19 protein-coding genes are annotated in these 20,632 nt (G+C 67.7%); 6 read left to right on the top strand and 13 right to left on the bottom strand.

Annotation, left to right across the window (positions count from 1 at the left end):
• The first annotated feature begins 174 nt into the window (after positions 1 to 174).
• On the top strand, positions 175 to 684 hold the full coding sequence (locus EJP69_RS09460; RefSeq protein WP_019656794.1) for a histone H1-like DNA-binding protein: 510 nt from the start codon (positions 175 to 177) through the stop codon (positions 682 to 684).
• A 105-nt stretch (positions 685 to 789) separates the two neighbouring features.
• Here the strand turns inward: EJP69_RS09460 and EJP69_RS09455 are convergent, their stop codons facing one another.
• The 7 genes from EJP69_RS09455 to EJP69_RS09425 all read right to left on the bottom strand — a co-directional run bounded on the left by EJP69_RS09455 (position 790) and on the right by EJP69_RS09425 (position 7,268).
• Positions 790 to 1,692 (bottom strand): carbohydrate kinase family protein, encoded by a 903-nt coding sequence (locus EJP69_RS09455; protein ID WP_126469658.1) that lies wholly within the window; start codon positions 1,690 to 1,692, stop codon positions 790 to 792.
• 64 nt (positions 1,693 to 1,756) lie between these two features.
• The gene (locus tag EJP69_RS09450; protein ID WP_126469656.1) at positions 1,757 to 3,205 is read right to left on the bottom strand and encodes a zinc-ribbon and DUF3426 domain-containing protein; all 1,449 of its coding nucleotides are present in this window, start codon (positions 3,203 to 3,205) and stop codon (positions 1,757 to 1,759) included.
• An 85-nt stretch (positions 3,206 to 3,290) separates the two neighbouring features.
• Entirely contained in the window at positions 3,291 to 4,181 is an 891-nt protein-coding gene (gene prmA / locus EJP69_RS09445) for a 50S ribosomal protein L11 methyltransferase (protein WP_126469654.1), read from the bottom strand.
• A gap of 15 nt (positions 4,182 to 4,196) precedes the next feature.
• Positions 4,197 to 5,546, bottom strand: coding sequence for an acetyl-CoA carboxylase biotin carboxylase subunit (gene accC, locus EJP69_RS09440; protein ID WP_126469652.1), 1,350 nt, complete (start codon positions 5,544 to 5,546; stop codon positions 4,197 to 4,199).
• Positions 5,547 to 5,548: 2 nt separating this feature from the next.
• Positions 5,549 to 6,022, bottom strand: coding sequence for an acetyl-CoA carboxylase biotin carboxyl carrier protein (accB, locus tag EJP69_RS09435; RefSeq protein WP_093196883.1), 474 nt, complete (start codon positions 6,020 to 6,022; stop codon positions 5,549 to 5,551).
• 100 nt (positions 6,023 to 6,122) lie between these two features.
• The gene (locus EJP69_RS09430) at positions 6,123 to 6,671 is read right to left on the bottom strand and encodes a TlpA family protein disulfide reductase (RefSeq protein ID WP_126469650.1); all 549 of its coding nucleotides are present in this window, start codon (positions 6,669 to 6,671) and stop codon (positions 6,123 to 6,125) included.
• Positions 6,672 to 7,268, bottom strand: coding sequence for a hypothetical protein (locus EJP69_RS09425; RefSeq protein WP_093196887.1), 597 nt, complete (start codon positions 7,266 to 7,268; stop codon positions 6,672 to 6,674).
• A gap of 111 nt (positions 7,269 to 7,379) precedes the next feature.
• Between EJP69_RS09425 and mpl the strand changes: the two genes are divergently transcribed.
• A complete protein-coding gene (mpl, locus tag EJP69_RS09420) occupies positions 7,380 to 8,783 on the top strand; it encodes a UDP-N-acetylmuramate:L-alanyl-gamma-D-glutamyl-meso-diaminopimelate ligase (protein ID WP_126469648.1) in 1,404 nt (467 codons plus the stop codon).
• Positions 8,780 to 9,298: a cupin domain-containing protein gene (locus EJP69_RS09415; protein ID WP_126469646.1), complete on the top strand. Its 519-nt coding sequence runs from the start codon at positions 8,780 to 8,782 to the stop codon at positions 9,296 to 9,298. Before mpl ends, EJP69_RS09415 begins: the two co-directional genes overlap by 4 nt.
• A 7-nt stretch (positions 9,299 to 9,305) precedes the next feature.
• Here the strand turns inward: EJP69_RS09415 and EJP69_RS09410 are convergent, their stop codons facing one another.
• The 6 genes from EJP69_RS09410 to EJP69_RS09385 all read right to left on the bottom strand — a co-directional run bounded on the left by EJP69_RS09410 (position 9,306) and on the right by EJP69_RS09385 (position 16,567).
• Positions 9,306 to 10,424, bottom strand: coding sequence for a 3-deoxy-7-phosphoheptulonate synthase (locus tag EJP69_RS09410; protein WP_126469644.1), 1,119 nt, complete (start codon positions 10,422 to 10,424; stop codon positions 9,306 to 9,308).
• A gap of 237 nt (positions 10,425 to 10,661) precedes the next feature.
• Positions 10,662 to 11,195: a hypothetical protein gene (locus tag EJP69_RS09405; protein WP_126469641.1), complete on the bottom strand. Its 534-nt coding sequence runs from the start codon at positions 11,193 to 11,195 to the stop codon at positions 10,662 to 10,664.
• 83 nt (positions 11,196 to 11,278) lie between these two features.
• On the bottom strand, positions 11,279 to 12,739 hold the full coding sequence (tldD, locus tag EJP69_RS09400; protein ID WP_126469639.1) for a metalloprotease TldD: 1,461 nt from the start codon (positions 12,737 to 12,739) through the stop codon (positions 11,279 to 11,281).
• A gap of 55 nt (positions 12,740 to 12,794) precedes the next feature.
• Entirely contained in the window at positions 12,795 to 13,949 is a 1,155-nt protein-coding gene (gene rodA, locus EJP69_RS09395; RefSeq protein WP_126469637.1) for a rod shape-determining protein RodA, read from the bottom strand.
• Between the two features lie 32 nt (positions 13,950 to 13,981).
• The gene (locus EJP69_RS09390) at positions 13,982 to 15,826 is read right to left on the bottom strand and encodes a sensor histidine kinase (RefSeq protein WP_126469635.1); all 1,845 of its coding nucleotides are present in this window, start codon (positions 15,824 to 15,826) and stop codon (positions 13,982 to 13,984) included.
• A gap of 6 nt (positions 15,827 to 15,832) precedes the next feature.
• Complete coding sequence (locus EJP69_RS09385) at positions 15,833 to 16,567, bottom strand: response regulator transcription factor (protein WP_170217082.1); 735 nt, start codon at positions 16,565 to 16,567, stop codon at positions 15,833 to 15,835.
• A 399-nt stretch (positions 16,568 to 16,966) separates the two neighbouring features.
• Between EJP69_RS09385 and EJP69_RS09380 the strand changes: the two genes are divergently transcribed.
• From EJP69_RS09380 to EJP69_RS09370, 3 genes are all read left to right on the top strand, one after another.
• Positions 16,967 to 17,560, top strand: a complete 594-nt coding sequence (locus EJP69_RS09380) for a YqiA/YcfP family alpha/beta fold hydrolase (RefSeq protein ID WP_093196904.1) — start codon at positions 16,967 to 16,969, stop codon at positions 17,558 to 17,560.
• Positions 17,561 to 17,629: 69 nt separating this feature from the next.
• Positions 17,630 to 19,696: a ribonuclease catalytic domain-containing protein gene (locus EJP69_RS09375; protein ID WP_126469633.1), complete on the top strand. Its 2,067-nt coding sequence runs from the start codon at positions 17,630 to 17,632 to the stop codon at positions 19,694 to 19,696.
• A gap of 55 nt (positions 19,697 to 19,751) precedes the next feature.
• On the top strand, positions 19,752 to 20,606 hold the full coding sequence (locus EJP69_RS09370; RefSeq protein WP_093196908.1) for an energy transducer TonB: 855 nt from the start codon (positions 19,752 to 19,754) through the stop codon (positions 20,604 to 20,606).
• Positions 20,607 to 20,632: the final 26 nt, after the last annotated feature.

Raw genomic sequence — 20,632 nt, 5'->3', positions numbered from 1 at the left:
ATTCAAGAATTGCCCTTGCCACCGATCGCGCCGAAGAGCGCGGCATGGACGAGGGCTCAGGTGTTCATGGTGCTGGAGCAAAGATTCCAACACCATGAATCGCTTCACGTTACCCAACGTGCGTGGAGTGCTTCAATAGGTTGATTTTTTCAACTTGATCAAGGAGAAATAGAAATGGCAACTGCAAAGAAAGCTCCGGCTAAGAAAGCCGCTGCAAAGAAGGCTCCGGCAAAGAAGGCCGTGGCCGCCAAGAAGGCTCCTGCCAAGAAGGTAGCCGCCAAGAAGGCACCGGCCAAGAAGGTCGCTGCCAAGAAGGCTCCTGCCAAGAAGGTAGCAGCGAAGAAGGCAGCACCGGCCAAGAAGGCCGCTGCCAAGAAGGCTCCGGCGAAGAAGGCCGTAGCGAAGAAGGCGCCTGCGAAGAAGGCTGCTGCCAAGAAGGCCCCGGCGAAGAAGGCCGCTGCCAAGAAGGCGCCTGCGAAGAAGGCTGCTGCCAAGAAGGCCCCTGCCAAAAAGGCTGCGGCCAAGAAAGCCGCGAAAAAGCCTGCTGCCAAGAAGCCTGCTGCGAAGAAGGCTCCCAAGGCCGCTGCCCCTGCCAAGGCTGCCGCCGTAGCGCCTGCCCCTGCGGCGCAAACGACGCTGAATCCCCAGGCAGCCTGGCCGTTCCCCACGGCCAGCAAGCCCTGAGCTTCTCAGCGGCCTTGAAGGCAAAAAGCCCGGCACCTCACGGTGCCGGGCTTTTTTTATTCCCCCATCGCCCCAGCCTCGCCGGGACGCTTGTGGAAAGAAGGATCAGAGACCCAGCGCCTTGCGATCGATCTCGTAGTTCTGCGGGCCGCGCTGCGCGATCTTGATCGCACCCACCTTGTTGCCCAGCGCAGCGCATTGCGCGAGCGACCAGCCCTTTTCCAGCCCGAACAGCAGCGCGCCGCGCCATGCGTCGCCGCAGCCCGTGGGCTCGACGACCTCGGTAGCCACCACGCCCGGCACGTGCTCGCGCTCGCCGTTCGTCCATACCTCGCAGCCCTCGGCCGCCAGCGTGACCACCAGGCCACGCACGCGCTTCGAGATCTCGGCCAGACTCCAGCCGGTGCGCTGCGACAGCATCTTGCCTTCGTAGTCGTTCACCACCACCCAGCTCGCGAGCTCGACGAAATGGCGCAGCGCCTCGCCGTCGAACATCGGCAGGCCCTGGCCCGGATCGAACACGAAGGGAATGCCGGCGGCGGCGAACTGCTCCGCGTGCTGCAGCATGGCATCGCGGCCATCGGGCGCGATGATGCCGAGCTTGATGTCGTCGCGCGCCGCCACCTTGGTGATGTGCGCCTGCTGCATCGCGCCGGGGTGGAAGGCGGTGATCTGGTTGTTGTCGACGTCGCTCATGATCATCGCCTGCGCGGTGAAGGTGTCGTCGAGCTGGCGCACGAACTCCGTGCTGATGCCCAGCGAGCGCATGCGCTCGAGGTACGTGGCGCCGTCGCTGCCGAGCGTGGCCATGGGTAGCGCGGCGCCGCCCAGCGCATTGAGGCTGTATGCGATGTTGCCCGCGCAGCCGCCGAAGTCACGGCGTAGCGTCGGCACCAGGAAGGACACATTGAGGATGTGCAGCTGGTCCGGAAGGATCTGGTCGGCGAACCGGCCCTCGAAAGTCATGATGGTGTCGAATGCGAGGGAACCGCAAATCACTGCTGCCATGGTTAGCCGTTGGTTGTGTTGAGTGGATGAAAACGAGAGGGACGCATGCGTGCACGCGCCCCGCTCAGGGATAGAAAGCCTCGACGCGATAACCCGCGACAGGCGGTAGTGCCGCCGCTTCGGAAGCAGACAGGGTAAGAGGCAGCGAGGCAGCGCGATCGGCGCGCGCAGCCAGCACCGCCGAGGCACCGTAGTCCGCCGGCATCAGCACGCGACGCACCACGGCGCGCTCCTGCGTGTCGAGCAGCGAGAGCTCGACGGCCGGCATCGCAAGCGGCACGGTGGCGCCGTTGCGCAGGGTGAAGCTCAGGCGGTAGTCGTTGCCGCCGCTCTTCTCGCGCGCGAAGGCCGCGCCTTCGATCACGATGTCGCCGATCTGGCGCAGCGCGCCGAGCTCGCAGCCCGTGTACTGGCACAGCGCCGCCAGCGCGGGCCGCAGGTTGGGCTGGCGCGCGACGATGCCGTCGCGCTCGTGGCGGATGATCTGCAGGACGAGCAGCAACGCGGCAAGCACCACCAGCAGGATCAGCACGACGCGCACGCCCTTGCGTTGCCAGAAGCCCGCCTGCTTTTCCGCGGAATCGTCTTCGTCGGCAAAGGGATGCCCCACCGGCAGTTCGAAATCCGAAGCGCGCGCATTCAGCTCGGGCTCGCTCTCCGCCTGCACCACGATGGCCGGAGCCTGCGCAGCAACACGCTCCTCGCGCGCCTTGGCGCTCGCGATCTTGGCCGACTTGGCGCGTGCACGGCGCAGCGCCTTCTGCATCTGCACCTGGTCGTGCTCTTTCTCCTGCTGCTCGCGTGCCCTCTCCCGCTCCGCATCTTCGCCTTCGTCGCTGGCACGCTCGATCAGCGTGCGCATCGTCGTCGCCTTGGCGCGCGAAGCGACAGGCAGCGGCGGAGCCGGGGGTGGCGGCGCAGGAGGCGGCGCCGCGAGATTCAGGTCGATGTTCGGGAACGGCGGCAGCGTGCTCGGCGGCGGCCTCCAGGCAGGCTCGCTGACGTCGAGGTCGGACCACGGCTCGTCGGCGGCGATGCCGTGCTCGGGCAGGGTCAGCGAGAACGCAGGCAGAGGCGCGGACGGTGGCGGTGGCGAGCGGTCTTGCGCCGGAGGCGACACGACCGCCGGGGCCGGCGCGAGCACCAGGGCATCCGGCGGCAGCAGATCCTCTTCCTCGCGGGACCGATGCTGATGCTCGGGCTCGTCGTCGAAGAAATCCGCGTCCTCGGTCGTCGATGCAGCGGGTGCCGGCTCTTCTTCTTCAATCAGGGGCTCGGGCGCAGGCGCGGGTGGCGAAGCCTCGGCGGCAGGCTGCTGCTCGACCAGTCCCGGCATGTAGCCGCTGCCCTGCACCGGTGCCGGCGAACCGTCGGCCGTCTCGTGCAGGTCGAGCGTGGCGTCGAACACGTTGCTGCAGCGGCCGCAGCGCACCCAGCCATCCGAGATGCGAAGCTGGTCGCGCACCACCTTGAAGGTGGTGGTGCAGGCGGGGCAGCGCGTGACAAGGCTCATGACCGGGCGATTGTAGGGTTGCGCCCTCGCCGCGGGAGGGCTGCAAGGCGACGCAAAAAGCCGGCCAGCCGCGCGCAGCGACCGCTCAGCAGCGAGCGGTCATGAGGATCCAGCCGTCCTCGGCGTCGCTGACTTCGAGCGTGGCGTACGGCGCGTAGGCCTCTTTCAGCTCCTCGGCCTGGCGCTCGAGGATGCCGGCCATGACGAGCGATCCGCCCGCCTTGACGTGGCTGCGCAGCAGGGGCGCGAGCACCTTGAGCGGCGTGGCCAGGATGTTGGCGAGCACGATGTCGTATTCGCCCTTGGCGGCTTCGGGCAGCCCGGCCTTCAGCTTCACGCCGTTGGCCTCGGCATTGAGCACGGTCGAGGAAACCGCTGCCTCGTCGATGTCGACGGCGTCGATGTCCGTCGAACCGAACTTCGCCGCGCCGATCGCCAGGATGCCGGAGCCGCAGCCGTAGTCGAGCACGCGCAGGCTGGCCAGCGCGCCCTCGCCCTGGGTCGCGATCCAGCGCAGGCACATGCGCGTGGTGGGATGCGTGCCGGTGCCGAAAGCCAGGCCCGGATCGAGCCGGATCACCTGCTTCGCCTGCCCGGGCGGCTCATGCCACGTCGGCACGATCCAGAACTCGGGCGTGACTTCGACGGGCGCGAACTGCGACTGCGTCAGGCGCACCCAGTCCTGCTCGGGCACCTGCGCGATGCCGAGCACCTCGCAGCCTTCGAAGAAATCCTGCAGCGCGAGCACGGACGAGGCTTCCTTCGCCTGGGCTTCGTCGGGAAACAGAGCGATCACGCGCGAACGCTGCCAGCCCTCTTTCGGCGGCGGCATGCCCGGCTCGCCGAACAGCGCCTGCTCGGCGTCGGTCTGCGCGTCGGCGTCTTCCACCGACACGCTCAATGCATCGAGTGCATCGAGCGCCTCGCACAGCGTATCGACCCGGTCTTCCGGCGCCATCAGGCGGAGTTCAAACATCGCGATATTCCAGGCTCAGCGCTTGTGTGCGGCCAGCCACTCTTCGAGGTAGTGGATGTTGGTGCCGCCACTCATGAACTTGGCGTCGACCATCAGCTCGCGGTGCAGCGGGATGTTGGTCTGGATGCCTTCGATCACCGTCTCGTTCAGCGCCGTGCGCATGCGGGCCATGGCCTGCTCGCGCGTGTCGCCGTACACGATGATCTTGCCGATCATCGAGTCGTAGTTCGGCGGCACGAAGTAGTTGGTGTACGCGTGCGAGTCGACGCGAACGCCCGGGCCGCCCGGCGGATGCCACATGGTGATGCGGCCCGGCGAGGGGGTGAACTTCCAGGCGTCTTCCGCGTTGATGCGGCACTCGATGGCGTGGCCGTGCATCTGGATCTGGCGCTGCGTGAACGGCAGCTTCTCGCCGGCGGCGACCATGATCTGCGTCTTGACGATGTCGATGCCGGTGGTGAACTCGGTCACCGGGTGCTCCACCTGCACGCGCGTGTTCATCTCGATGAAGTAGAACTCGCCGTTCTCGTAGAGGAACTCGAAGGTGCCGGCACCGCGGTAGCCGATCTTCTTGCAGGCCGCGGCGCAACGCTCGCCGATCTTCTCGATCAGCTTGCGCGGGATGCCGGGCGCGGGCGATTCCTCGATCACCTTCTGGTGGCGGCGCTGCATGGAGCAGTCGCGCTCGCCGAGATAGACGGCGTTCTTGTGCTTGTCGGCAAGCACCTGGATCTCGATGTGGCGCGGGTTCTGGAGGAACTTCTCCATGTACACGGCCGGATTGTTGAAGGCCGCGCCGGCTTCCGCCTTGGTCATCTGGATCGCATTGACCAGTGCCGCCTCGGTGTGCACCACGCGCATGCCGCGGCCACCGCCGCCGCCCGCCGCCTTGATGATGACCGGGTAGCCGATGGCGCGCGCAATGCGCTTGTTGGTCGCGGCGTCGTCCGAGAGCTCACCCTCCGAGCCGGGCACGCAGGGCACGCCGGCCTTGATCATGGCCTGCTTGGCCGACACCTTGTCGCCCATCGTGCGGATGTTGTCGGGCGTCGGGCCGATGAACTGGAAGCCGCTTTGCTCCACGCGCTCGGCGAAGTTGGCGTTCTCGCTCAGGAAGCCGTAACCGGGGTGGATCGCCTCGGCGTCCGTCACCTCGGCCGCCGAGATGATCGCCGGCATGTTGAGGTAGCTCTGCGACGAGGGGGCCGGGCCGATGCACACGGCCTCTTCGGCGAGCTTGATGTACTTGGCGTCGCGGTCAGCCTCGGAATAGACCATCACGGCCTTGATGCCGAGCTCGCTGCAGGCGCGCTGAATCCGGAGGGCGATTTCCCCCCGGTTTGCAACCAGGATCTTCTTGAACATGCTTACTCGATGATGAACAGCGGCTGTCCGTATTCGACCGCCTGGCCGTTTTCGCCGAGGATCTGGGTGATGGTGCCGGACTTGTCGGCCTCGATTTCGTTGAGGATCTTCATCGCCTCGATGATGCAGAGCGTGTCGCCCTCGTTGACCTTGCTGCCGACCTCGACGAACGCCGGAGCGCCCGGGCTCGACGAACGGTAGAAGGTGCCGACCATCGGCGACTTCACGGCATGGCCGGCCGGCGCGGCCTCGGCCGCCGGAGCGCTGGCCACGGCTGCAGCCGCCGGAGCGCCGGCAGTCGCGACTGGTGCCGCCGCGGTGGCCTGGGGAGCGGCCAGGGTCTGCACATACTGCACCGGAGCAGCACCGCCGCCCTTGACGATGCGAACCTTGCCTTCGGTTTCCGTGATTTCCAGTTCGGAAATATTCGATTCGGACACCAGATCGATCAGTGTCTTGAGTTTGCGCAGATCCATGAGACTCCAGTGCCGGCTGTGCCGGTCTTCAGGGCATAACTTGTTCGAAAATCGGTGATTTTCGGCGTTCGGCGTCTAACGCCAGCGTAAGCGACTGATTCTAACCATGAACCAGTTCACGCCGCCAAGTGTCCAGGTCGGTCGTCTCGAGCTTGCCCATTTTACGGGCGGCCACGGAGCCGTTCGCATTCAGGACCAGCGTGAAGGGCAATCCGCCGCCCGTATTGCCCAGGTTCTTGACCAACTCGGTGCCCTGCAGGCCGGCCAGGCCGGTCGGGTAGCTGACCGGTGTGCGCTGCAGGAATTTGCGTACAGCGCTGGGCTGATCGATGGCCAATCCAACCACTTGCCATCCATTCGCGCCATTTTGGCGAAAGAAGGCGTCGATCATCGGCATTTCCTCGACGCATGGCGGGCACCAGGTCGCCCAGAAGTTCAGCAGCAGCGGCTTGCCGCGCAGGCTGGACAGGACGAGGCTACCGCCTTCCGGACGCTCGAAGCTCTGGGCCCAGAAGGCCGTGTCGAGCATCTCGCCCTCGCCCGCACTGCCACCGCGCTCCTTCCACCAGGCGCCGCCGACCCCGGCGGCCGCGGCCACAGCCGCCACGCCGGCATAGAGCATGCCGCGTCGGGTGGGCGAAGAAGTCATTCACTTGTCCTTTTCTCGTTCAATCAGTCGGCGCAGTGCGGGCAGGTCGCCGCGCGGCACGCGCCCCTGCGCGTCGGGCTTCAGGGCCCCGCGAAGGTCGTCGAGGTCGTACACCAGCAGATGCACGCCGATTTCCTCGCCGAGCGCGCGGCTCGATGCATGCACGCTCAGGGCCTCGACCTGCTCGCCGTGAAAGCCGGTCACCATGCGCGGCTCGTAGTCCACGTGGTGATCGATCAGCGCTATCTCGGCCGATTTGGAATCATCGCAGAACAACTGAATATAAATGTCCGACAGGCGGGTGGCCGTTCCGTGCCACACGGCACCACCCACATGAGGGCGGAAGGCCGCCATGCGCTCCATCCATTCGAGCGCGAGCAGGCGCAATGCATGCAATTCCTGCGGCTGGGTGTCGGCACAGAAAAGCTCGATGTACTCGCGGACCTCGGCCTCGACCTCGTCGTTGTTCGGCAGCGCGGTACGCGTCGGAAGCCCCAGGTCGCGCAGTGCCCGGCGCTTGGCCGGCCCGTACTCGAGCCCCTCCTCGACGACGAGGCGGGCTGCTGCGGCGGCGATTTCGCGCTTGGACGTGTCCATCGGGGCATTTTGCCCGCAGTAGGCGCCCCTCACATGAACATCAGTACGAAGCCCGGGACAAACGCGCGAGCGGGCCAAGGGTGTCGCACATCGCTTCCCTAGAATCGACCGATGCACATTCATATCCTCGGTATCTGCGGCACTTTCATGGGCGGCGTGGCCGCCCTGGCGCGCGAAGCCGGCCACCGGGTCACGGGCTGCGACGCCGGCGTGTACCCCCCGATGAGCGACCAGCTGCGCGCCCTCGGCATCGACCTGATCGAAGGCTTCGGCGCCGATCAGCTCTCGCTAGCCCCCGACATCTTCGTCGTCGGCAACGTGGTGTCGCGTGCCCGGCTGCCCGACGGGAGCCCGAAGTTCCCGCTGATGGAAGCCATCCTCGACGCCGGCAAGCCCTACACCAGCGGCCCGCAGTGGCTGGCCGAACATGTGCTGCTGGGCCGCCATGTCCTGGCGGTGGCCGGAACGCACGGCAAGACGACCACCACCTCGATGCTGGCCTGGATCCTCGAAAAAGGAGGCAAGGCCCCCGGCTTCCTGGTGGGCGGCGTGCCGCTGGACTTCGGCGTCTCGGCCCGGCTGGGCGACGGCCCTGCCTTCGTGATCGAGGCCGACGAGTACGACACGGCCTTCTTCGACAAACGCAGCAAGTTCGTTCACTACCGGCCGCGCACCGCCGTGCTGAACAACCTCGAGTTCGATCACGCGGACATCTTCGACGATCTGGCCGCCATCGAGCGCCAGTTCCACCACCTGGTGCGCACCGTGCCGGGCACGGGGCGGCTGGTGGTGAATGCCACCGAGGAAAGCCTGCAGCGCGTGCTGGCCCGGGGCTGCTGGAGCGAACTCGCGCGCTTCGGCGCCAAGGGCGAATGGCAGGCCAGCGGCACGCACGACGCCTTCGACGTGCTGCTGCGCGGCGAGACAGTCGGCCGGGTCGAATGGGAACTCTCCGGCCTGCACAACCAGATGAACGCGCTGGCCGCCATCGCCGCGGCCGAGCATGTGGGCGTTGCGCCGACCGATGCCGCCCGTGCGCTCGGCAGCTTCCGCAACGTGCGCCGCCGCATGGAACTGCGCGGCACAGTCGAGCGCGAAGGCGGCGCGATCACGGTCTACGACGATTTCGCCCACCACCCCACCGCGATCCGCACCACGCTCGACGGCCTGCGCAAGAAGCTGGACGCCGCCGGCCGAAAAAGTGAGCGCATCCTCGCCGCCTTCGAGCCGCGCAGCAACACGATGAAGCTGGGCGTCATGGCGGCGCAGCTGCCCTGGAGCCTGGAATCGGCGGACCTGTCGTTCTGCCACACGGCCGGACTCGACTGGGACGCCGCCGCGGCGCTCGCGCCCATGGGCGAGCGCGCGAAGGTCGCCGGAGCCATCGAACCCCTGGTCGAGCAGGTCGTTGCCGCCGCCCGGCCGGGCGATCACATCGTCTGCATGAGCAACGGCGGCTTCGGCGGCGTGCACGACAAACTGCTTGCGGCGCTGCGGGCGCCGACGGCATCATGACCGCCATGCCCATCGCACGCGCGCGCGAACTGGTCGAGACCCTGAAGCTGCAGCCCCACCCCGAGGGCGGCTGGTACAGCGAAGTGTTCCGCTCCGCGTCGAGCGTCACGCCCGCCGATGGGCGCACGTCGCGCAGCGCGCTGACCAGCATCTATTACCTGCTCGAGGCGGGCCAGCATTCGCGCTGGCATCGCGTGCTGTCCGACGAGGTCTGGGTTCACCTGGAAGGCGTGCCGCTCGCGCTGTGGACCTGCGACGCCGCGATGCGCACGGCGCCGGCCCACGTGCGGCTGGGCCCGGTCGACGTGCATGGCACCCGCCCCCAGCACGTGGTGCCGGCCGGCCAGTGGCAGGCGGCGCGGCCGATCCAGGGTCACAGCTCGGGCGACTACACGCTGGTCGCCTGCATGGTCGGGCCGGGCTTCGACTTCGCCGATTTTTCCCTGGTGCCGCCCGACAGCGACGAGGCTGCGTCGATGCGGCACCACTGGCCCGACCTGGCCGACCTGCTCTAGCTCCCGCTCAGCCCCTGCGACGCTTGACCGCTTGCGAGAGCGTGTCCAGCACCTGCACCGAATCGTCCCAGCCCAGGCAGGCGTCGGTGATGCTCTTGCCGTATTCGAGGCCCGAGAGCTGGTCCTTGCCCGGCGTGAACTTCTGGGCGCCCGGCAGCAGGTGGCTCTCGACCATCACGCCGAAGACCCGCTTCGAGCCGTCCGCGATCTGTCCGGCGATGTCCTTCGCCACGTCGATCTGCTTCTGGTGCTGCTTGGAGCTGTTGGCGTGGCTGCAGTCGACCATCAGCGTGGGCGGCAGCTTGGCGGCTTCGAGGTCCTTGCAGGCCGCCTCGACGCTGGCAGCGTCGTAGTTGGGCGCCTTGCCGCCGCGCAGGATCACGTGGCAGTCGCGGTTGCCGTTGGTCTGCACGATGGCGACCTGGCCGTTCTTGTGCACCGAGAGGAAGTGATGGCCGCGCGCCGCAGCCTGGATGGCGTCGGTGGCGATGCGGATGTTGCCGTCGGTGCCGTTCTTGAAGCCGATGGGCGCCGACAGGCCCGAAGCGAGTTCGCGATGCACCTGGCTTTCGGTGGTGCGCGCGCCGATGGCGCCCCAGGAGATCAGGTCGCCGATGTACTGCGGCGAGATCACGTCGAGGAACTCGCTGCCCGCCGGCAGGCCCAGGCGGTTGATGTCGATCAGCAGCTGGCGCGCGATGCGCAGGCCTTCGTCGATGCGGAAGCTCTCGTCCAGGTACGGGTCGTTGATGAGGCCCTTCCAGCCGACCGTGGTGCGCGGCTTCTCGAAGTACACGCGCATCACGATTTCCAGCGTGCCGGCGTATTTCTCGCGCTCGATCTTGAGGCGGCGGGCGTATTCGATCGCGGCGGCCGGGTCGTGGATCGAGCACGGGCCCATGATCACCAGCAGCCGGTCGTCCTTGCCGGCCATGATGTTGTGGATGCGCTGGCGGGTGTCCTCGATCAGCGTCTCGACCGCTGTGCCGCGGATGGGGAAGAAGCGGATGAGGTGTTCTGGAGGGGGGAGCACGTTGATGTCCTTGATGCGTTCGTCGTCGGTCTTGCTGGTTTTTTCGACGCGCGCATACCAGCTGTCGCTGGTGGGGGAGTTGTTCGTGCTCATGGTGCTTCTTCCTTGTGTGCTGGAGTTGGAATCGAGGGGCCAAGAAAAAACCGCCGGGGCTTGAGGCCACCGGCGGTTTTGGGAGGGTATTCGTGTGTGCTTTTTACGCGCTCGCCTCTCGTCCGCCGGAAACCGGGAACCAAAAGTAGGCAAAAAAGTAAGCGCGGAGAGCGGACATGGGTTGGCAATGTAGCACGGAAAAGCAAAACCCGGTCAAGGGACCGGGCTCGCTGTTGTTTACCGGTAGCCCGATTCGTTGGCGTTGTGGATGATCCAGATCAGGTTGCCGGAGGAGAAATCTCCCATGCCGCCACCCGCGAAGATCAGGCGGCCCTGGCCCTTGTAGGTCATCTCGAAACGATGACGGTCGCTGCCGAAATAGAAGGGAATGAAGGCCTTGCCGGTTACATATGCACCCTGATCGGTGGGCTGGCCGGCGATGTCGGTGACCTGCCGGGCGCTCATGCCGATCTGCAGGCGCGCGAACTTGCTGTTGCGCGCCGGATTGCCGGTGATCTCGCCTTCGTAGCCGTTCAGGCCCTTGACGGTGCGGCCGCTACCGGCCTCGACCTTGGACGAATCGGTCACGTTGCCCTGGGCATCCATGCCGGCCTTGGCACCGCCACGCGCGGCGGGTGCCGGAGCAGCGGCCGCGGGGGCCGCCTCAGGCTGGCTGCCCGAACTGCCGCGCGATGCGCAACCGGCGGTGGCCAGCGCCACTACGGCGGTCGCGGCCCACAGCACGGCGGGCGAATTGATCCTGTTCCCCATTGAAATGCTCCTTGATTCGTCGTTCGCAAAAAAAGGAGCGCAGCTTAGCAACCGAAGGAAACAGCCGGCAAGTGCCGAAAGTCCTAAGCCGTTCCACCTACAGTCAGGCCGTCGATGCGCAGGGTGGGCTGGCCGACGCCGACCGGCACGCTCTGGCCTTCCTTGCCGCAGGTGCCGACGCCCGAGTCGAGCGCCATGTCGTTGCCGATCATGGTCACGCGGGTGAGCGCGTCGGGGCCGTTGCCCACGATGGTCGCGCCCTTCACCGGGTACTGGATCTTGCCGTTCTCGACCCAGTAGGCCTCGCTGGCCGAGAACACGAACTTGCCGCTCGTGATGTCGACCTGCCCGCCACCGAAGTTGGTTGCGTACAGGCCCTTCTTGATGCTGGCGACGATCTCCTCGGGTTCCTTGTCGCCGCCGAGCATGTAGGTGTTGGTCATGCGCGGCATCGGCACGTGGGCGTAGCTTTCGCGGCGGCCGTTGCCGGTGGGCTTGACCTTCATCAGGCGGGCGTTGAGCGCGTCCTGGATGTAGCCCTTGAGGATGCCGTCCTCGATCAGCACGTTGCGCTGGCTGGCGTTGCCCTCGTCGTCCACGTTCAGCGAGCCGCGGCGGTCGGCGATGGTGCCGTCGTCGAGCACGGTCACGCCCTTGGCCGCCACGCGCTGGCCGATGCGGCCCGAGAAGGCGCTCGAACCCTTGCGGTTGAAGTCGCCCTCCAGCCCGTGGCCGATGGCTTCGTGCAGCAGGATGCCGGGCCAGCCGGAGCCGAGCACCACGGTCATTTCGCCGGCCGGAGCCGGCCGGGCGTCGAGATTCGTCAGGGCGGCCTTCACGGCATGGTCGACGTACTCGGCGATCTGCTCGTCGGAAAAATAGGCCAGGCCGAAACGCCCGCCGCCGCCGCCGGAGCCGATCTCGCGGCGGCCGTTCTGCTCGGCGATCACGGTGACCGACAGGCGCACCAACGGCCGCACGTCGGCGGCCAGGGTGCCGTCGGCGCGGGCCACCAGCACCACGTCGTACTCGCTGGCCAGCCCCGCCATCACCTGCGCCACGCGCGGATCGCGCGATCGGGCGAGCTTCTCGACCTTCTCGAGAAGCTTCACCTTGGCGGTGCTGTCGAGCGTGGAAATGGGGTCGATGCCCTGGTAGAGCGAGCGGCTGGAGGCGATCTTGCGGGCCGCCGTCTTCACGCGGCCGGTGCGGCCGGCGGAGGAAATCGAGCGAACAGTGCGTGCCGCGTCGAGCAGCGAGGCCTCGGAAATGTCGTCGGAATAGGCAAAAGCGGTCTTCTCGCCGCTGACCGCGCGCACGCCGACGCCCTGGTCGATGCTGAAGCTGCCGGTCTTGACGATGCCTTCCTCGAGGCTCCAGCCCTCGCTGCGGGTGTACTGGAAGTACAGGTCGGCGTCGTCCACCCGGTGCGCGGTGATCTCGGCCAGGGCCTTGCTCAGGTGCGATTCGTCGAGGCCGAACGGCGTGAGAAGGAGCTGTTGCGCCGTGGCGAGGCGCTCGATGGTGGGTTCGCGGGAGATCATCCCCCCATTCTAGGCAGCCACCCTCTTCCGCGCTGCCCCGAAGGACACTCTGGCGCTAGTTCTGCGCCAGCTTCCTGGCCCGGGCGATCGACATCAGGATGCCCAGCCCCAGCCCCAGCGTCACCATCGCGGTGCCGCCGTAGCTGATGAAGGGCAGCGGCACGCCCACCACCGGCAGGATGCCGCTGACCATGCCCATGTTCACGAAGGCGTAGGTGAAGAAGATCATGGTCACCGCCCCCGCCAGCAGGCGCGAGAACAGCGTTCCGGCGTTGGCCGCGATCACCAGCCCCCGGAAGATCAGCAGGATGAAGGCCGAGATCAGCGCCAGGTTGCCCATGAGCCCGAATTCCTCGGAATAGGCCGCGAAGATGAAGTCGGTGGTGCGCTCGGGGATGAATTCGAGGTGCGTCTGCGTGCCCTGCATGAAGCCCTTGCCGCCCACGCCGCCCGAGCCGATGGCGATCATTCCCTGGATGATGTGGAAGCCCTTGCCCAGCGGGTCCTTGCTCGGGTCGAGCAGCGTGCACACGCGCTGCTTCTGGTAGTCGTGCAGCACGCGCCAGTCGACCCCGTCGGCGCAAAGCCTCGACTCGAACCCGACGATCAGCGTGATGGCCACCGCGCCGATCACCACCGGCGGCACGATCAGCTTCCAGGGCAGCCCGGCGAAGAAGATCACCGACAGCCCCGCCGCCAGCACCAGCAGCGAGGTGCCCAGGTCGGGCTGCTTCATGATGAGCCCGACCGGCACCGCCAGCAGCGCCGTCGCCACCACGAAGTCGAGCGGCCTCAGCTGGCCTTCGCGCCGCTGGAACCACCAGGCCAGCATCAGCGGCATGGCGATCTTCAGGATCTCGCTGGGCTGGATCACCACGCCCACGTTGATCCAGCGCTGGGCCCCCTTCTTGGTGATGCCGAAGAGCGCCACCGCCACCAGCAGCCCCACGCCCATGGTGTAGAGCGGCACGGCCGCCAGCATCAGCCGCTGCGGCGGCACCTGCGCCACCACGAACATGATGAAACCGGCCAGCAGCATGTTGCGGCCATGGTCGACGAAACGGGTTCCGTGGTCGTAACCCGAGGAATACATGGTCAGCAGCCCGGCGAAGGCGAGCAGCAGGACGGCAAAGGCCAGGAAGCCGTCGAAGCCCTGGAAGATGGGCGCAATTCGACGCGCCAGGGAGGGCTGATTGAACACGGCGGACATGAAGGCGGATTATCTCCGCCCCGCCGGCCGCCTCAATCGAATTCGAGCTGAACGACCGTGCGCCCCGGTCGGCTTTCGATCGTCAGCCGGGCCCCGATGGCCCCGGAGCGCTCCGCCAGCGACCGCGGCCTGTGCTTGGCCGCGTCGAAGCCCTTGCCGTTGTCGATCACCCGCAGCTGCACCGTCTTGCCCTGCATGCCGGCCTCGAAGCGAAGCACGGTGGCCTCGGCGTGCTGCAGCACGTTGGAGATGGCCTCGAACAGCAGGAACTGCAGCTGCCGCATGCCGTGCGCGTCGAGCCCGGCCACCGGCTCCACCTCGTCCACCGCCCATTCGAACTCGATGCCGGCCGACGCCAGGCGCGGCTCCAGCCGGTAGCGCGCGGCCGCGAGCAGCGCGCCCACGTCGCCCGGCGGCAGGTGGATGGAATCGATCTGCAGCTTGAGCTGGTCCAGCGAATCGCGCAGCGTGCGCAGCAGGTCGCCCGAGCTGCTCTGGCCCGACTGCAGCTGCCGGATGGCCGAGCTGATGTGCGAGCCCACGCCGTCGTGCATCTCGCGCAGGATGCGCTCGCGTTCGTGGGTGCGCGCCTGTACCTGCGCCGCGGCCTCGAGCTCGGCATAGGTGGCCGCCAGTTCGCGCTCGCGCTGCGCCACCCGCTCGGCCAGGGCGGCGACCGAGCCCCGCGCCTGCAGCGTCGCCGCGCGGAAGCGCCGCAGCACGATCAGCAGCAGCACCGCGCCGAAGAACACCGACGAATAGCGCACCCAGGTGGTTTCGCCGTAGGCGTCGCTCAGGCGGATCACCAGCCAGTCGCGCGCGGCCAGGGCCACCGTGACCAGCGCCGCGCCGGCCATCAGCAGGCGGTCGTCGTTCGGGTTGCGCAGCGTGGCGACGGCGAAGGCGCCGACGAAGGCGGCGACGAACACGAGCTCGACGGCGAGCCAGCCGGTGAACCACGCCGGCTCGTCCCGCTGCAGCGACAGCGCGCTGAAGATCACCGTTCCGACCACGATGCCCGCCACCGGCCAGCGCACCCAGCGATGGCCGCGCTCGTTGGCCCAGCCCGCGAGGTGGTAGACGAACATCATGGAGGCGGCCGCCCAGCCGGCATAGCAGGCCGCCATCAGCACGCCCCACGGCCCCCAGGACAGCGGCGGCTCGGCGATCAGGCCGTCGACCATGCGCGCCGCCCAGAAGATCTCCGCCAGCGCGGCCCAGAGATAGATGCCCACGCGCCGCTGCACCCCGCCGGCGTCGACGTCGAGCTGCGTGAGCCACAGCGCCAGCGCGATGCCGCCCACGATCAGGCTGAAGGCCATCAGCAGCACCGAGCCAGTGAAGCGCCACGCGTTGGCGCTCTCGAAGAGCTCGTTGCGCACGGTCGCGGCCGGCCCGACGACCACCTGCGACAGCCCCGCGAGGCGGGCGGTGTCGGCATGCAGGCGGATCTGCAGCAGGTTGTCGCCCTTGCGCAGCAGCTTGCCGGGCACGGGCACGTAGATGGGCGCCTTGGCGTAGTCGGCGTCGTTGCCGCGCTTCATGTCGCCGTAGGTCTGCAGCAGCGCGTCGTTGAGCTGAACCTCGAAGACGTTGCCCACGCGCGGGATGAAGATGCCCCACGGCGTCTCCGGCTCGGCCTCGAGCGTGAACGGCAAGTCGAAGCTGGCGGTGCCTGGGCGCCCGTTGAACTGACGGTCCCAGTGATAGGAAAGCTCGACCGGCTCCGTGCGGGTGACGCCGTCGACCGTGGTGGTCACGGTGCCCTGGCGCAGCTCGATCGGCGCCTCGGACGCGGCCGCGACGGAAATACCGACGATGCCCATCAGGAGCATCGCCAGCCACGGCATCACCAGCGACACCCAGTTCTGTCGCATCTGCGCTCAGCCCGGATGAGACAGCAAGCCGAGACGCGTCGCCTCGAAGACCGCCTCGCTCTTGGAATGCACCGCGAGCTTTCCGTAGAGGTTCTTGATGTGGGTCTGCACCGTATGCACGCTCAGCCCCTTGAGCCGGGCGATCTCCGCATAGGAGAAACCGCGCGCGATCAGCGTCAGCACCTCGTGCTCGCGCGCCGAGAGCAGGCCGCGGTCGGCCTCCTCAGCCGCCGCCTCGGGCGTGGCGCCCGGCGTCGAGCCGGTGGGCGCCGCGGTCTGCAGGCTGCGGTACTTGGCGAGCACGCGCCGCGCGATCATGGGCGAGATCGGCGAGGCGCCGGCCTTCATCTCGACGATGGTCTGCGCGATGTCCTCCGGCGCGGCGTCCTTGTGGATGTAGCCCACGGCGCCCGCCTCGATGCTGGCGAGCACGTTCTCCTCGTCGCCGAAGACCGAAACGACCAGCGGCTCGCAGCCAGGGAAGCGCGACACGGCGTCGCGGATCACGTCGAGGCCGGTGCCGTCGGGCATGCCGAGGTCGACCAGGAGCACGTCGGGAATGGTGGTGGTGCGCGACAGCCAGCCCAGCGCTTCCTGCACGGTGCCGGCGCTGCCGAGCCAGAAAAGGCGCGGGCTGCGCTGCACGCTCGCCTCGAAAAAGGCGCGCGCGCGGCTGTCGTCTTCGACGACGAGCACGCCCCAGCGGCGTAGCGTCGCGTCGTCCTGAGCCTCGATGTTCATCCTCCGAGCATAAGCCTCGGCGCGCACCGGGAATCCATGTGCACATCCCTCGTTCATGGGATACGCGCGGCAATGGGCTTGTCAGAAACTCTGGCCGCTTTTTTCCGGGCGCCTTCCGCCCTGCTCCGCGCAGGCGAAGTAACCGGAACGTAGGCGGTTCGCGCGGCACGCGAACGCAACTTGAATACTTTCGAATTCCAGATGCGCGACATGCACTGGAACGGGACGGGCGGGATGCCGGCGCGACCCCGGGGAGCCCGCGGGCCGGGCTTTACCGAAGAACCCGCCCGGCCGGGTTTTTTGTATGTTGGAGGCGGCCTCGCGAGAACAGACCTCATGCAGAATTACCCGTTCCCGGCAAGCGAGGTGCGGTCGCCGCACCTCCCGTCTCTTCCTCGCATGGATCCGCAAACCACCCACCTGCTCTACCTGCACGGTTTCCGCTCCTCGCCTCGCTCGACCAAGGCCCGGGTCGTCGCGGACCGCGTCGCGCGACGCCATCCGAACCTGCAGTGGTGGTGCCCGCAACTGCCGCCGTCGCCGCACGACGCCATCGACATGGTGATGAAGGGCATCGCCCACTGGCCGCGCAAGTCGATGGCGGTGGTGGGCTCGTCGCTCGGCGGCTACTACGCCACCTACGTGGCCGGCATGACGCGCTGCCGCGCGGTGCTGCTCAACCCGGCAGTGCATCCCGCACGCGACCTCATGCGCTACATCGGCGACCAGACCGTCTGGCACGACCCGGCCGAGCATTTCTACTTCCGCCCCGAATACATCCACGAGCTGCGCGCGATGGAAGTCGGCCCGCTCACGCGGCCGGAGCGCGTGTTCGCCATCATCGCCAAGGGCGACGAGGCGCTCGACTGGCACGAGATGTCCGCGCGCTACCCCGACAGCAACATCAAGCTGCTCGAGGGCGGCGACCATGCGCTGTCCGATTTCGAAAAGGCCCACCTGGACGACGTGATGGCCTTCATCAACCCGATCTAGGCTCCCCGCGCTCGTCCGGAGCGCCTGCCCCCGGAATTCCGGCGGGTTCAGCATGGGACAATCCGGGCCATGTTTGTATTGTTTGAAGAAGCCGGCAAGTACCTCGGCGGCCGCGTGCTGTCGGAGGCCGAAGCATCGGCGCAGGTCGAGCTCGACACCGGCAAGCGCGTCAAGGTCAAGGGCGCCAACATCGTCCTGCGTTTCGAGAAACCGGCCCCCGCCGAGCTGATCGCCGAAGGGCGCTCGCTCGCCGCCTCCCTGGACCTCGACCTTGCCTGGGAATTCGCGCCCGAGGGCGAATTCGGCTTCGCCGAGCTGGCCGCCGAATATTTCAGCGAGAAGCCCTCGCTCGCCCAGCAGGCCGCCGCCCTGTTCGCGCTGTTCGAGGCGCCGCACTATTTCCGCCGCGCTGGCAAGGGTCGCTTCAAGAAGGCGCCGGCCGAGATCGTCCAGCAGGCGCTCGCCGCCATCGAAAAGAAGAAGGCCATCCAGGCGCAGATCGCCGAATGGGCCGCGCAGCTGGCCGAGGGCGTCTGCCCGGCGCCCGTGCGCGAGCAGCTCTACAAGATCCTCTTTCGCCCCGACAAGAACGCCCCCGAGTACAAGGCCGTGGTCGAGGCCGCGCGCACCACGCAGCGCGCTCCGCTCGACCTGCTGGAGCGCGCCGGCGCCATCGACTCGCCCTACCAGTTCCACTGGCGGCGCTTCCTGTTCGAGAACTTCCCCAAGGGCACCGGCTTTCCCGCGCTCGCCGCGCCCGCCATCGCCGACGACCTTCCGCCGGCCACCGGCGTGCAGGCCTTCTCCATCGACGATTCGCAGACCACCGAAATCGACGACGCGCTCTCCGTGCAGGGCCTGGGCACGGGCACCGTCACGGTCGGCATCCACATCGCGGCGCCGGCCCTGGCGCTCACGCCGGGCAGCGCCATCGACAACGTGGCGCGCGCGCGCATGTCGACGGTCTACATGCCGGGCTACAAGATCACGATGCTGCCCGACGAGGTGGTCGACACCTACACGCTGCTCGAGGGCGGCGACCGCCCGGCCGTGTCGCTCTACGCGCGCTTCGACGAAGCCACGCTGGAGCTGCAGGGCACCGAGACGAAGCTGGAGCGCGTGCCCATCGTGGCCAACCTGCGCCACGACCAGCTCGACACCGTCGTCACGCAGCAGTGGCTCGAGGACGCCTCCTTCCAGGGCGAGGGCACGCCCGAAGCCGCCACCCGCCTGCGCGCGCCGCTGTCCTTCCTGTTCCGCCTCGCGAAGCAGCTGAAGGCGCAGCGCGAGGTGGTGCGTGGCAAGCCCGAGAACTTCAACCGGCCCGACTACAACTTCCGCCTCGTCGGCAACGACGGCGCCGAGCCCACGGGCGGCGAGCAGGTGCAGATCAGCACGCGCCAGCGCGGCGCGCCGCTCGACCTGATCGTGTCCGAGGCGATGATCCTGGCCAACAGCAGTTGGGGCGGCTGGCTCGGCGAGCTCGGCGTGCCCGGCCTCTACCGCAGCCAGGCCAGCCTCGCGCCCGGCATCAAGGTGCGCATGGGCACGCGCGCGCTGCCGCACGCAGGTCTGGGCGTGAAGAGCTACGCCTGGAGCACCTCGCCGCTGCGCCGCTACACCGACCTGGTGAACCAGTGGCAGATCATCGCCGCCGCGCGCCACGGCAAGACCGCCGCGCTGGCCGCGCCCTTCAAGCCGAAGGACGCCGACCTGTTCTCCATCCTCTCGGGCTTCGACGCCGCCTACGCCGCGTACAACGCCTACCAGGGCGGCATGGAGCGCTTCTGGACGCTGAAGTACCTGCAGCAGCAGGGCATTTCCGAGCTGGAGGCCACCGTCATCAAGGACATGCCCAACGGCGCCCTGGTGCGCGCCGACACGCTGCCGCTGGTGTTCCCGGTGGCGGGCCAGCAGGAACGCGGCGCGCGCCTGCGCGTGAAGCTCGGCGAGATCGACGAGATCGCCCTCGACGTGAACGGCACGGTGCTCGAGCGCCTCGACTCGCCGAAGGCCGACGCGGCCGCCGGCCAGGAGGGCGACGAAGAGGAAGAAGAAGTGGTTGCGGGCCCGATCGCCATTGCCGTCGACCTGAACGACAGCGAGGCCGCGCCAGAAGAAAACACGCCAGCATGAAACCCGGCGGATCGTCGTCCGGAGAAATGATGCGGCCCCTGGAGGAGTTTCGAGAATGAACTTCAAGGACCTCAGCACGCTGCAGATCGCTCTGGGCGTGTCGGTCGTCGTACACGCCGCGCTGCTCGCGGTGCGCTTCGTCGACCCCGAGTCGTTCAACAAGGTCTTCAGCGACACGCCGCTCGAAGTCATCCTGGTCAACAGCAAGACCAACGACAGGCCCGACCCCGCCGCCCGGCTGCGCGCGCAGACCTCGCTCGCGGGCGGCGGCGACCTCGACAAGGGCCGCGCGACCAGCCCGCTGCCGCCGTCGAGCTTCACCACCGTGGGCGACTCCTTCGAGGACGCGCAGCGCAAGGTCGACGCGATGCAGGCCGAGCAGATGCAGATGCTCACCCAGCTCAAGCGCGACCTGGCCGCGATGCCCGCGCCCGACCCGCGCAACGCGGGCGACCCCGCCGAAGCCCAGGCGCAGGAAGACAAGCGCCGCCAGATGATCAACCTGCTGGCCGAGATCGAGCGCCGCGTGAACGAGGAGAACGCGCGTCCCAAGAAGCGCTACCTGAGCCCCTTCACGCGCGAGGCCGCCTTCGCCACCTACGTCGACTCGCTGCGCCGCCGCGTGGAAGCGCAGGGCACGGCCAACTTCCCGACGCTCGCCGGCAAGAAGCTCTACGGCGAGCTCACGATGACCATCACCGTCAACTTCGACGGCCGGCTGCTGTCGACCGTGATCGACGAAAGCTCGGGCGTGCCCGTGCTCGACAAGCGGGCCCAGGCCATCGTCGCGAGCGTGGGCAACTTCGGCACCTTCACCGACGCGATGCGCAAGGAGCACGCCGACCAGATCGTGATCCGGCCGCACTTCCGCTTCGCGCACGACGGCTCGGTCGAACTCTCATCGCAGTAAGCAGAACACAAGACAAGAGGCGGACA

The sequence above is a fragment of the Variovorax gossypii genome (assembly GCF_003965815.1).
In the GTDB taxonomy this organism is placed as follows: Bacteria; Pseudomonadota; Gammaproteobacteria; order Burkholderiales; family Burkholderiaceae_C; genus Variovorax; species Variovorax gossypii.
The sequence above is the reverse complement of the archived record's forward strand: the minus strand, read 5'-3'. Positions and strand labels throughout refer to the sequence as shown.